This is a genomic window from Ureibacillus sp. 179-F W5.1 NHS (assembly GCF_045369345.1).
GTDB lineage: Bacteria > Bacillota > Bacilli > Bacillales_A > Planococcaceae > Ureibacillus > Ureibacillus halotolerans.
Genome location: NZ_JBIQFG010000004.1, coordinates 115,510 through 128,193, shown reverse-complemented (window position 1 = coordinate 128,193; position 12,684 = coordinate 115,510). Strand labels below are relative to the sequence as shown.

The following is a 12,684-nucleotide window of genomic DNA, read 5'->3' as shown; positions in this document are numbered from 1 at the left end:
GAATAATGTTAGGATGTGCAAAAAACGCTATAAAATTCATCTTAAAAAACTGATATATGCTCCTCTACTTTTTGTTATAGTATTTTCCCAATCAAAAACCGTCAGTTATCCATGATGAACTGACGATTCGTTCATTTAACTCTCATTCTATTAAAGCACTTTATCTAAAAAGGCTCTAGCTCGATTAGACTTAGGAGAATTGAAAAACACTTCTGGTGCGGCATCTTCAACAAGATAACCACCCTCAAGGAATAGAACACGATCTGCCACTTCACGGGCGAATCCCATTTCGTGGGTTACAATAATCATCGTCATTCCTGATTCCGCTAGTGATTTCATCACGTTTAACACTTCTTTTACCATTTCAGGATCCAATGCAGAAGTCGGTTCATCAAAAAGCATAACCGTTGGATTCATAGCAAGGGCACGGGCAATGGCAACACGTTGTTTTTGCCCGCCAGAAAGACGATTTGGGTATTCATTTCGTTTTTCAAACAAGCCTACTTGACGAAGAAGATCCTCTGCCGTTTCAACCGCTTTATTTTTTGACATTCCCTTCACGTTCATCGGTGCGTAAATTAAGTTTTCGAGTACCGTTTTATGAGGGAATAAATTGAAATTTTGAAATACCATCCCTAAATTTTCACGGACTTTCAATATATTTTTTTCCGTAATTAATGTACCACCAACGGTAATTTCCCCACTTGTCGGCTCTTCTAAACGATTAATACATCGTAAAAACGTCGATTTTCCTGATCCAGAAGGACCGATGACCGCAATGACTTCTTTTTCTTTAATTTCAGTTGAAATTCCTTTTAATACGTCATTTTTACCAAATGACTTTTTTAAGTTTTCGATTTTAATCACTACGTCTCATCCTCTTTTCTATCATTTTTCCAAGGAATGTTAATACTAGTGTCATAATGTAATAGATGATACCAGCGATTAATAATGGTTCTAAATAACGGAATGTGTCTCCTCCAACAACGTAAGCACGACGCATAATATCTAAAGCACCAATAACCGTTACGATGGCGGACTCTTTATTTAACGTAATAAATTCATTCATCAATGAAGGTAAAATATTTTTCATTGCTTGTGGCAAAATAATATCCTTCATCATTTTACTATAAGGAACACCAAGTGCCTTTGCTGCCTCTTGTTGACCTTTATCAACCGCATTTATTCCCGCACGTATAATTTCAGAAATATATGCACCCGAGTTTAATCCAAAGGCGATGATCGCTGCGGGCATTGGTTCTATATTAAACCCAAGAATTTGTGGCATCGCATAATAAATGAGCATTAATTGTAGTACAAGGGGTGTACCACGGAAGATCGATGTATAAAATTCAGCGAACCATTTTAACGGCTTAATGCTGCCAATTTTACAAAGAGCTAGTAATATCCCAAGAATCAAACCGATAACCGTTGCAAAAATAACTATTTGTAAAGTAATACCTATTCCTTCTAATATGTAAGGAATAGAGGGTACGACTTTCGAAAAATCAAACATCGTATGTCCCCCTTTCTTCATGTTAGATTGTTATGATAGTTAGAAGCGAAAAATCTGCTCGCTTTCCAAAGGAATAATCGTTGCCACCTTACCACTAAAATGACCTTCAATGATTATTTAAAAGGCACAATATAGAGGCAATACTTTTGGTGGCTCACGATTCCCTTAGGAGACTCGCAGATTGTAATATCAGACTTTTTATTTCACTAAAGATGTGGATAAGCTAATTATTCTTCAACTACGAACCATTTTTTCTTCAGCTCATCAATTTTCCCTTCGTCGATTAATACTTGAATCACTTCATCGAATTCAGCTTTTAAATCGCTACCTTCTTGGAAAACAACGGCTTTAAAATCCGGATCTTCTACTTCAAGTGGAAATGAAGTTAAATCATCGTTTTGCGCTAAATAATTTTCAGCAACGATATTTTCAATCACCGCACCTTGGAAACGACCATTTTTCAACTCTTGAATAATTTCAGGAATTAAATTACGACTTTCAACTGTAAATCCATTTTCCTCGGCAAAAATTTTAGCCAAATCTTCTTGAATAGAAGAAACTTGCGCACCTACTACTTTTCCTTTTAAATCTTCTAAAGATGAAATGTTACTATCTTTCGGAGTAACTAAATATTGTTCTGTTTCATAGTAAGGGACAGAAAAGTCTACCACTTCATCACGATCTTCTGTCGGTGTCATTCCAGCAATGACAAAATCAAATTTATCCGCTTGAAGTCCAGGGATTAAACTATTAAAATCCGTATTCGTAAATTGTAATGTATACCCTAAACGTTCTGCGATTAAGTTTGCTAAATCAATATCAAAACCGATAATTTCATCACTTTTTGCTGTATCAACATATTCAAATGGCGCATAGTCCGCTGATGTACCTACTCGTAAAACTTTTGCTTCTTCTGTTTTTTCTTCTGTTGTTGAACTTGATGACGCCCCTTCATCAGATGTACCACAAGCTGCTAAAATACCCATTACTAATACAAGCATGAATAAAAATACTTTATTTTTCATTGTTGTTCTCTCCTTTGTTGGTTAAATTATTGTTCTTCCATATATCGTTGAATAGCTTTTTCTAACATTGATAATCCCGTATCAATTTGTTCTTTTGTGACAGTAAGGGGTGGAATCATCCGAATCACTTCCCCAACATTTCCGCAAAGATAGAACAGGACTCCTTCTTCTAATGCATAATCAAGAATTTTCATGACCGCTTGTCCATCAAGTTCTCCTGTTTGAGGATTTGAAATTTCAATCCCAATCATCAACCCAGCAGAACGAACATCACTAATGACGGAATATTTTTCTTTCAACTGAAGTAATTGTTCTTTTGCATAAGCGCCAATTACTTTCGAATTTTCTATTAATCTTTCTTCATGTAAAATTTCTAACGTAGTCAGTGCAACCGAACAAGCAATGGGGTTTCCGCCAAAGGTTGTTCCATGCATTCCTAAAGGCCACTTTTTCATCAATTCCTTCGAAGCGACAGTAGCACTTAAAGGAAGTCCTGATGCAATTCCTTTTGCAATAGCCATAATATCCGGTGTTACGTCAAAATATTGGGCTGCAAACCATTCACCTGTCCGTCCAAAGCCTGTTTGTACTTCATCGAAAATAAGTAATATCCCATATTCATCACAAATTTCTCGTACCTTTTTCACCCATGCTTTTGGAGGAATAATGTATCCCCCTTCACCTAGAATCGGCTCCATAATGACACAAGCTACTTCTTCAGGCGTAACTTGATGTTTAAATAGTCGATTAAAGTCTTTTTCCAGCTGATTCACACAATATGTTTCAGGATCTTCCCCTTCCGGACAACCTTTCACATCCGCATATGGGATTTGATAAGAAAGATGGGATGGTTGTAAAAACTTACGATATTTCGATTTCGATGTTGTTACACTTAATGCACCCATCGAGCGGCCATGGAAACAACCAGTAAAGGATACAACATAAGGGCGTTCCGTTACAAATTTCGCAAGCTTTAATGCTCCTTCTATCGCTTCCGTTCCGCTATTAGCAAAGAAGAAGCAATCTAAATCCCCTGGCAACACTTTACCAAGTTCTTCTGAAAGTCTTAAGATTGATTCATACATGATGACACCCGATGGTCCATGTACTAAATTATCCGCTGCATCTTTAATGCTCTGAACAATTTTCGGATGGCGATGTCCCGTATTTGTTACAGCAATCCCTGATGTAAAGTCTAAATATTTCTTCCCATCCACTCCGTAGTAATAACAACCTTCTTCTTTTACTATTGGAATATTTGGATGGTCTTTTGCCATACTCGGAGCTAGAAAATCCCCCATTGAGTCATATAAATTCAACCAATTACTCATGTTGTATTCCTCTTTCCTTGCTATTGAACTAGTCATTTTTTGAATGAGATTACTATATTTAATATTTATATACTTTACACCCATATGTATAAATATGCAATAACTAATTTTATGAAAATTATATTTTAAAATGCGTTAAATTATTCCAAAAATTTAATAATAACCATAACTATTGCATTGAGTAGGTTCGAATGGAAATAGCATTCAAATTAAAAGATCTAATTCACTTTGTCATTCAATTATTAATATTCTGCATTATAAAATATCCGTTTATTTATACAATGTAGCCATCTGTTAATCTTTCGTCTTATCAAATTTTTCTAAAATAAAAAAGCATAACCGTCTCTTTAAAGACCATTATGCTTCCCAAAATTCCCATTTCGTTTTCATGCAAAAAAACTTCCTACTGCTATAATCGTTGTTGCTAAATCTTTTCGAAAGTGAGGGTGATTTTCATTTAAACTGTTAATCGAAACTTCATTTCCTCCAAGGGAAGAATGAACATATAAATCATCGCCCATATACATCCCAATATGCCCTGGGAAATACAATAAATCCCCTTTTTGAATGTTTTCCATGTTGATTTCTTTAATTGGAAAACCGTCTACTATTTTTGCATCTCGATAAATTTGAACGCCATTTAACATATATGCCATGGAACAAAGGCCTGAACAATCAATTCCTAGTGGCGATTTCCCTCCCCATCGATAAGGTGTTGTTAAATAGCTTAAAGCCGATTGTACAACTTGATCTCGGAACTGTTGCTCTGATAGAAGATTTTGTATTACTTTCGGTTGCAGCCAATGTTTCCGCGTGTAACCAACTTCCCCGGTCGCTAATTCTACTTTTTCCCACTCAGTATCGTCATCACTTGTTACTACTCGTATAACCGAACCCCTAACAACAGTTATCAATTTCCCACTTTGAATTCGAGGTTCCTTTAAAATGTCAGCAAAATTTTGACGAATGATATGCTTTGCTTCCAATAACCATTCATTTGTTTCATCTACAAGTAATAAATCTTCCTTTTTACAAAAGCCTTCATAACGATATTCTGTCTGTATAAATACCCATCCTTGTTCCTTTTCTTCAAGAATAGCTACGGTCATTCCGTATAATACTTCATCAATCAACGCAGAGGACTCATTTGGTTCAGCGTGTAAACTAGCAATCATTTTCTTTACGATTCCTTTCATAAAACCCCCTCCTTATTTCCAATTAAATGCTGATAAACCGTTTTGGAAATCCGACCAATAAGTTGCTTTGCCCTTTCATTACTCGAATGATTGGTCACAAACACTCCGATTAGATAATTTTTTGATGGATGGAAGACGATGCCAACATCATGTTCTACTGTATCCAAACTACCCGTTTTATGGGCCATCTTCACGTCATTTAGGAAATATCGTTTAAGAGAATCTTGAATTCGTTGTCGACTTAAAATGTTGATAGCCAAATCGCTATAAGTTTCGGATAAAAGTGTTTTTCGATAAATATGAGTAAAAAGGGTTGCCATGTCCTTTGCCGTCGTTACATTATCAATTCCTTTTTCCATTCGGATAAAGTCCATCATTTTTCGGTTCACCGACGTTTCTGTTAAACCGATTTTCTTAAAATAACGATTCAAATTATCCATTCCAACGAAATCGATGAGGACGTTTGTTGCCGTATTATCACTCGTTATAATCATCCAAACGAGTAGTTCATATAAGGTGCTTTTTGTTTGACCTTGTTCTGTAATCACACTAAAATCCACACAATTTCCCTTCGTGATCGTTAGTTCTTGATATAACAATCCATCCCTTTGTTCAATGTAATCAAGAACAGCTATTAAAATAGGGACTTTAATCAGACTAGCACTTGAAAAAACATCATAAATTCCTTTTTCAAATAAAATGTTATCCGTATCCATATCTTTCACAACGACTTTTACATCGAAGGATTCTTCATCGATTAATCGGGAAATCCTATCTTGTAAATATTCCATTAGCCAATGACTTCCATTACTTTTTTCTCGCTATTTAATCGAACTGTTCTACCTAATGGTAAAGACATCGTTGGTAAACAGTGACCACACGCGACATCCATTAAAATTGGTTTATTACTAGGTACGAGTATTTCTTCAAAAATCGTTTGTAAACGAAGACTTTGTTCTGGATGATTCGGATTTTGTGGCCCACAATTTGTCCATGCCCCTAAAATTATTCCTGCCGCGTCATCTAATTTTCCTGCCAACTTTAGCTGGGTTAACATTCGATCGATACTTCTTTCGTACTCATCAATATCTTCTAAAAATAAAAGTTTTCCCCTTGTATCAATTTCATAAGGAGTACCTAGGGTCGCTGTTACTAAAGTTAAATTCCCACCAATTAACGGACCGGTGACTTCACCTGGTACAAGGGTTGTCATTCTTTGATTGGATGGATTCTCTAAAAAAAACGATGCACGTTCAGTTTCGGTTATGTTTTCTAAAAAAGAATTCCATGTATAGTCATCCATCTCCGGCTTTACAAATTCCGTCGAAGGCATTGGAGTATGATAGGTGACGAGTTCACATCGTTGATTGAAAGCGATATGTAAGGCAGTCACATCACTATAGCCTACAAATACTTTCGGATTCTCTTTAATCATTTCATAGTCTAATAGAGGTAAAATTTTTGTCGCGCCATAACCTCCTCGTATACAAAATATGCCATCAATATCTGGATTTTTAAACATCTCGTTTACATCCTTTGCTCGCAGTTCATCTACGCCAGCTAAATAGCCGTGTCTTTCCCGGCAAGAATCTCCAACAACAACTTTAAACCCTAGTTTTTCAACAGCTTCAACCGCCTTCGGTAAAACTTCCGGAGGCGTCGCACTGGAAGCACCAACAAGTCCAATTGTATCCCCTTTTTTTAATCCTTTCGGAATTTTCATCCATTACACCTCGATTTCCAAAGTTGTTCGATAACGCTCCATTTCCTCATCATTTGCTAATACAAAATGCCCTTCTTCGATTTCCATAAAGGAAGGTGGATTTGACTCATAGTTATGCTGGGATGGGTCATACACCTCCATCACCTTTTCCCTCTCTTTATACGGATTCGGCTCCGGAACAGCTGATATCAACGCGCGGGTATAAGGATGAATAGGGTTAGCAAAAAGCTTTTCCGTTTCAGCCAACTCGACAATTTTCCCTTTATAAATGACCGCTGTTCGATCGGTGATAAATCGTACAATCGATAAGTCATGGGCAATAAACAAATATGTTAACCCTTTTTGTTTTTGTAATTTAGATAATAAATTTAATACTTGCGCACGAATCGACACGTCCAAAGCAGATATTGGCTCATCAGCAATGATGAACTCCGGTTCCATGATAAGTGCGCGGGCAATTCCAATTCGTTGACGTTGACCTCCCGAGAATTCATGGGGAAAACGGCTAGCAAACTCAGGCAGCAACCCTACTTCCAGTAATGCATCATGGACCTTTTTTTGTCTTTCTGCCTCATCCTTATAATGTTTTGTATTCATTAATCCTTCAGAGATGATGTAATCTACTTTTGCCCGCTCATTCAGCGATGCCATTGGATCTTGGAAAATCATTTGGATTTTTTGTGTAATTTCCCAATCCCATTCTTTCGATATTTTTCCGTTAATCGGCTTTCCATGGAATAAAATTTCGCCGCCAGTTACTTCATTTATTCGCATTATCGAGCGACCAATTGTTGTTTTCCCTGAACCCGATTCCCCTACAAGCCCAAAGGTTTCACCTTTATATATTTGAAAACTAACTTGATCAATCGCTTGGAATTTATTTTTTCCCTTCCCAAAGTCGACTTCTAAATTTTTCACATCCAGTAATACTTCTTTAGTGTTCATGGGCAAATCGTCTCCCCTCCTCAAAAAATGCTTGCAAGTTTTGCGGAAGTTCCACCTTCGGTGCATTCGGGTGAAGTAACCATGTCTTCGCATAGTGGGTTTCGCTAACTTTAAAGAAAGGCGGACGTTCTTCAAAATCAATTTTTAAAGCATAAGGATTACGTGGTGCAAAGGCATCACCTTTTATTTCTTTAAATAAGTTTGGTGGTGTACCTTTAATCGAATAAAGTTCCTCTCCCTTTGCGCCTAACTGCGGTAGGGAGGATAGAAGTGCCCATGTATAAGGATGTTTGCCATTGAAAAATACTTCGTGGGTTTGACCTACTTCGATAATATCTCCTGCATACATTACCGCAATCCGATCAGCTACCTTTGCCACGACCCCTAAATCATGGGTAATATAAATCGTTGTAAGTCCATATTTTTGTTGCAAGTTTTTCAACAGTTGTAAAATTTGCGCTTGAATTGTTACATCAAGGGCTGTAGTCGGCTCATCACAAATTAATATTTTCGGATTACAAGCAATGGCGATCGCAATGACAATACGTTGACGCATTCCTCCCGAAAATTCATGGGGATATTGCTTATACCTTTTTTCCACATCATGAATTCCTACGTCTTTAAGTAATTGCAATGTTCGTTGATAAGCCTCTTTTCCTTGTAATTTTTGATGGAGGATTACACACTCTTCTATTTGCTTTCCTATCGTTTTTAATGGATTTAAAGAAGTCATTGGGTCTTGTGTTACCATGGCAATTTCTTTCCCCCGAATTTTTAACCAATCCTTCTCAGTTGAAAACTTCGTTAAATCATCTTCTTTGTATAAGATACTTCCTTGGGCAACTGAACCATTTTTCTCTAGTAAACCGATGATTGATTTGACGAGAACGGATTTCCCTGAGCCCGATTCACCTACAATTGCAAGGCTTTCTCCTTTATATAAATCTAGAGAAATATTACGAATGGCTGTTAATACTTGACCACGCAGTTTAAATTGAATAACTAAATTTTGAATGGATAAAATCCGTGACTTCGTTTGAATTTCTTCCATCGGTATCCCTCCTTTTACACGTGGTTTTTCGGATCAGCTGCATCTGCAAAGGCGTTCCCAATAATATAAAATGAAATCGTGATAATACTTAAAACAATACTTGGGAATATCAATTGATAACGTAAATCGGGGGACATCATTAATACTCTTCCTTCATTGATTAAATTGCCTAAAGAAGGTTCGCTAATTGGTAATCCTAATCCGATATACGTTAAAAATACTTCTGCCCCAATGGCAAATGGAATAGCTAAACTCATTCGGAGCATAATGACTGAAATTAAATAAGGTAATAGGTTTTTAAGAATAATACGGTAACTCGGTGTTCCTAAACATTTTGATGCTAAATTGTATTCACGATCACGTAAAATTACAATTTGATTTCGAATGAAACGGGCCATTTCTACCCATCCGGTTATACACATGGCAATAATAATTGTTGAAATGCTTGGTCTTAAAATATATGACATTAATATAAGAACGATTGTTGTCGGAATATTTTCGACGATGTTATATGCTTGGGTAATCGGGGCTTCAAGTCTTCGGGAAAAGCCCCAAAGCGCACCAATCGTAATCCCTACAATCACTTCTACTAATGCCACAACGAAACCGATGAAAAGGGATGTTCGTGTTCCTGCCCAAATACGAGACCATAAATCTTGCCCTATCGAATTTGTTCCGAACCAAAATTCACTATTAGGGGCAATATTTCGAGCTTGAGAACTTGTTTGCTCATCAATATAAATTTCCGTTGGTGATTTTTGATAGGGTAAATAAGGTTGAATGATAACAAAGGCAACGATTATACAAACAAGGACTAACAGAAAAACAGCTAATCGATTTTTCAAAAAGGATTTCCACGTCGAACGCCAATATGAATAATTCGAATAACCGGTTTCTTCCGCCTTTTGCTCATCTACGACAGCGAATTCAAATAAGTTTTCATTAGATTTTTGTGATATGTTAGTAATTTCTTCAGAATATAGTCCCATTATCGAACACTCTCCCCTTTTCCTAACTTAATGCGAGGATCTACAAGTGCCATTGCTAAATCACCTAAGAACAATCCGATAATCCCTAAGGACGAGAATATTAATACTAACCCTTGTACTACGGCATTGTCCTGTCGTTGAATCGCATCTACAAGCAACCCACCCATGCCAGGAATAGAGTACAATGACTCGATATAAATGGAGCCTGTGATCGTAAATAAAATCGTAGCTGGTAAATATTGAGCCATTGGAATAAAGGCGTTTCGCATAACATGTTTAAACATTAATGTCCGCTCCTTTACCCCTTTTGCCCGCGCTAGTTTTATATAATCTTTGTTTAATTCATCTACCATATAACGCCTCATCCACATCGCATAAGATGCGGTTGGAGCTAATGCCATTGAAGTTAACGGTAATAGCCAGCTAACTGGATTATATTCATCAAATAACATTGGTAAATTAAATAAATCCGTTACATACATTTGAATGAAGATATAATAGACCGCTGCAGGTACTGCTACGACAAACACAATGTAGCCGGTTCCTAAACGATCAAGCCAACGTCCTTTCATTTGGGCCATTAAAATACCCAGGGGCACTCCAACAAGAAGTGAAAGAGCAACCGCTCCTAATCCAAATAAAATGGAGTACATCATTTTTTCAGCAATAATCGTTTTGACTGGTACATCCGTGCGATATGTAACCGAAGTTCCTAAATCCCCTTGGAGTAAATCTCCATAAAAATGACCTAGTTGAACAATCAATGGATCACGCAGTCCTAAATTCGTTAAATAAACTTCCTGTTGCTCCGGTGTCATTTTATCAGCCGCTGCCCCTAGGTACCCTTCTTCTGGCATTAAGCGTAGCAATGAGAAAACAATCGTAACGATAATAAAAAGGGTTACTACAGACTGTAACAACCGCTTTCCTAAGTACCTCCACATACTTTTACCCCTCCCTGCTATGAACAGAAGAATGAAAGGAAGGAGATGCCAAATTCGGTCCCGGACATCTCCTTAAGTCATCACTCTCCACTAAATTTCTCTTTTTGTTTCTCTACTGTTCTCCAGCTCCCGCTAATGCTTCTGCCCGTTCTTGTTCCCATTTAGCTAAAGCTTCTTTATACTCCTCATTACTCATCGGTTTTTCTAATACTTTCTGACCTTTGAATTTCTCTAATGTTACGCCAAATGGGGAGTATTGGGCTTCAAATGGATTTAATTTGGAAGCAATATAACCAGTCCCCCCAACTGCGTAAGGAATGACAAAGGCTTCTTCGATTAGGAAGGCTTCTGCTTGAGCGAATAGTTCATAACGTTTTGCTAAATCCATTTCAGCCTTTGCTGCATCAACCATATTTTGATATTTTGACTTACCATTTGATTCTGTATAACCTTCAGCCAGTTCTGGTTTATTGTACGTTCCACCTTCTGTAAATGGATCTGTATACGAAGCTGGGTCAGCATAGTCTGGTCCCCAGTTTGCTTCTAATAATGCATATTTACCTGGGCGACGTACTTCTTGTAAAAATCCAGTAGAAGGACCTGCTTCCACAATGATATCGATATAATCAGCGCCTAGTAATGTTTCCAGTTGTTGTTCCACTACTTGCGAACGGTTTGCCCAGTCAGGACTGCCGGAATTATAAGGCATTAACACTTTTACAGGGAACGTTGCTTTTCCTTGTAATTCTGCCATTGCCTTTTCTTTGAACTCTAATGCTAAATCTTTATTGAATGAATCTGTATTAGAAATATTTTTTAATGGTTCTAATTGTGTATAATCGACTCCTTCAACATCGACAAAGTTCTTCGGTGTAATCGTGTTATTCAACATATCTTCAGGGTTGTATGGCTCTGTCGTTAACATTGCTGAAACTCGGTCAAGGGCGTGATATAACGATTTACGGAAATTTTTATTATTCACAGCAACTTTCCAGTTTTCTGGTTCATACTGGGCGTCAAATTGAGGATCAAAGTTCAGTGCATAGAAGTAAGTGTAGAAGTTATTTTGACTTTGACGAACTTGGGACTTTTTCTCTTCATCATTAAACCATTCATCGATAACAGAAGTTGGAATTGCTGCAGAATCAACCTCACCACGTAAGAATAATTCAGGTGCTACCGTTCCAGCTTCTTTGTTATATTTGTAGCGAATGCGATCGATGAACACATTTTCTTTATCCCAGTACGTATCATTTTTTACTAGGACGCGCTCATTTTGAGGTTCAAATTTATCTAAAATATATGCCCCGTTATAAAGGACATTTTCTTTCGTCGTACCGAAACTTTCCCCTTTTTCAGCTAAAAATTCGCCGTTAACAGGGAAGAAACAAACGTAGTTCAACATCGAAAGGAAATAAGGTGTTGGATTTTCAAGTGTATACTCTAAAGTGTACTCATCAATAGCCTTCACACCAACCTGTGAAAAATCCGTAATCTCGCCATTGTAGAAAGCATCTCCATTTTTTACAACAGTGGCAATCCACGCAGTTGACGATTCATTTTTGGCATCAAGGACATAATTTAAGCCGTCCACAAAGTCTTGTGCCACAACATCTGCATACTCTTCCCCTTCATTTGTAACCCATTTAACTCCTTGACGCAGTTTAAATGTCCAAACTGTGTTGTCTTCATTAGAAGACCAGCTTTCCGCTAAACTAGGTTGGACAATACCGTATTGATTGTACTCAATTAGTCCATCAATGATATTTGCAGACATTGCAAATTCATTTGCTTCAGCTGTTTTTAAGTAATTTAACGTTTTAATCTCTCCTGAATAAACGGTACGGTATTCCGATACTTTACCAGAAGATTCGTCCCCTTCTTCGCTACAAGCCGCTAAAAATGTGGCAACGATTGCAGCTAACAATAATAACCAAAACTTTTTCATTTTACCCCTCCCAATT

General features: G+C 37.2%; 12 protein-coding genes. All 12 read right to left on the bottom strand.

The window, feature by feature from the left end; genetic code table 11:
* Positions 1-150: 150 nt before the first annotated feature.
* Complete coding sequence (locus tag ACH0B5_RS03825; protein ID WP_406927411.1) at positions 151-867, bottom strand: amino acid ABC transporter ATP-binding protein; 717 nt, start codon at positions 865-867, stop codon at positions 151-153.
* Complete coding sequence (locus ACH0B5_RS03820; protein ID WP_241559292.1) at positions 860-1,516, bottom strand: amino acid ABC transporter permease; 657 nt, start codon at positions 1,514-1,516, stop codon at positions 860-862. The genes ACH0B5_RS03825 and ACH0B5_RS03820 overlap by 8 nt, the downstream gene beginning before the upstream one ends.
* A 227-nt stretch (positions 1,517-1,743) precedes the next feature.
* The gene (locus ACH0B5_RS03815; RefSeq protein ID WP_122971586.1) at positions 1,744-2,541 is read right to left on the bottom strand and encodes a transporter substrate-binding domain-containing protein; all 798 of its coding nucleotides are present in this window, start codon (positions 2,539-2,541) and stop codon (positions 1,744-1,746) included.
* A gap of 26 nt (positions 2,542-2,567) precedes the next feature.
* A complete protein-coding gene (locus ACH0B5_RS03810) occupies positions 2,568-3,872 on the bottom strand; it encodes an aspartate aminotransferase family protein (RefSeq protein ID WP_406927410.1) in 1,305 nt (434 codons plus the stop codon).
* Positions 3,873-4,258: 386 nt separating this feature from the next.
* Positions 4,259-5,068 carry a C40 family peptidase gene (locus tag ACH0B5_RS03805; RefSeq protein WP_341362390.1) on the bottom strand — a complete coding sequence of 270 codons (810 nt, stop codon included), beginning with the start codon at positions 5,066-5,068 and terminating at the stop codon, positions 4,259-4,261.
* On the bottom strand, positions 5,065-5,859 hold the full coding sequence (locus ACH0B5_RS03800; RefSeq protein ID WP_341362391.1) for a serine hydrolase: 795 nt from the start codon (positions 5,857-5,859) through the stop codon (positions 5,065-5,067). The genes ACH0B5_RS03805 and ACH0B5_RS03800 overlap by 4 nt, the downstream gene beginning before the upstream one ends.
* Positions 5,859-6,791 (bottom strand): S66 peptidase family protein, encoded by a 933-nt coding sequence (locus ACH0B5_RS03795; protein ID WP_122971582.1) that lies wholly within the window; start codon positions 6,789-6,791, stop codon positions 5,859-5,861. Before ACH0B5_RS03795 ends, ACH0B5_RS03800 begins: the two co-directional genes overlap by 1 nt.
* A 3-nt stretch (positions 6,792-6,794) precedes the next feature.
* Positions 6,795-7,736: an ATP-binding cassette domain-containing protein gene (locus tag ACH0B5_RS03790; protein WP_406927409.1), complete on the bottom strand. Its 942-nt coding sequence runs from the start codon at positions 7,734-7,736 to the stop codon at positions 6,795-6,797.
* Positions 7,726-8,787, bottom strand: coding sequence for an ABC transporter ATP-binding protein (locus ACH0B5_RS03785; RefSeq protein WP_122971580.1), 1,062 nt, complete (start codon positions 8,785-8,787; stop codon positions 7,726-7,728). The genes ACH0B5_RS03790 and ACH0B5_RS03785 overlap by 11 nt, the downstream gene beginning before the upstream one ends.
* A 14-nt stretch (positions 8,788-8,801) precedes the next feature.
* Complete coding sequence (locus ACH0B5_RS03780) at positions 8,802-9,776, bottom strand: ABC transporter permease (protein ID WP_122971579.1); 975 nt, start codon at positions 9,774-9,776, stop codon at positions 8,802-8,804.
* A complete protein-coding gene (locus ACH0B5_RS03775) occupies positions 9,776-10,720 on the bottom strand; it encodes an ABC transporter permease (protein WP_122971578.1) in 945 nt (314 codons plus the stop codon). Before ACH0B5_RS03775 ends, ACH0B5_RS03780 begins: the two co-directional genes overlap by 1 nt.
* A 112-nt stretch (positions 10,721-10,832) precedes the next feature.
* Complete coding sequence (locus ACH0B5_RS03770) at positions 10,833-12,668, bottom strand: peptide ABC transporter substrate-binding protein (protein WP_122971577.1); 1,836 nt, start codon at positions 12,666-12,668, stop codon at positions 10,833-10,835.
* Positions 12,669-12,684: the final 16 nt, after the last annotated feature.

Excerpts from the sequence above, each read along its gene's own strand:
- ACH0B5_RS03820 (WP_241559292.1), bottom strand. The coding sequence starts at position 1,516 with ATGTTTGATTTTTCGAAAGTCGTACCCTCTATTCCTTACATATTAGAA.
- ACH0B5_RS03815 (WP_122971586.1), bottom strand. The coding sequence starts at position 2,541 with ATGAAAAATAAAGTATTTTTATTCATGCTTGTATTAGTAATGGGTATT.
- ACH0B5_RS03810 (WP_406927410.1), bottom strand. The coding sequence starts at position 3,872 with ATGAGTAATTGGTTGAATTTATATGACTCAATGGGGGATTTTCTAGCT.
- ACH0B5_RS03805 (WP_341362390.1), bottom strand. The coding sequence starts at position 5,068 with ATGAAAGGAATCGTAAAGAAAATGATTGCTAGTTTACACGCTGAACCA.
- ACH0B5_RS03800 (WP_341362391.1), bottom strand. The coding sequence starts at position 5,859 with ATGGAATATTTACAAGATAGGATTTCCCGATTAATCGATGAAGAATCC.
- ACH0B5_RS03795 (WP_122971582.1), bottom strand. The coding sequence starts at position 6,791 with ATGAAAATTCCGAAAGGATTAAAAAAAGGGGATACAATTGGACTTGTT.
- ACH0B5_RS03790 (WP_406927409.1), bottom strand. The coding sequence starts at position 7,736 with ATGAACACTAAAGAAGTATTACTGGATGTGAAAAATTTAGAAGTCGAC.
- ACH0B5_RS03785 (WP_122971580.1), bottom strand. The coding sequence starts at position 8,787 with ATGGAAGAAATTCAAACGAAGTCACGGATTTTATCCATTCAAAATTTA.
- ACH0B5_RS03780 (WP_122971579.1), bottom strand. The coding sequence starts at position 9,776 with ATGGGACTATATTCTGAAGAAATTACTAACATATCACAAAAATCTAAT.
- ACH0B5_RS03775 (WP_122971578.1), bottom strand. The coding sequence starts at position 10,720 with ATGTGGAGGTACTTAGGAAAGCGGTTGTTACAGTCTGTAGTAACCCTT.
- ACH0B5_RS03770 (WP_122971577.1), bottom strand. The coding sequence starts at position 12,668 with ATGAAAAAGTTTTGGTTATTATTGTTAGCTGCAATCGTTGCCACATTT.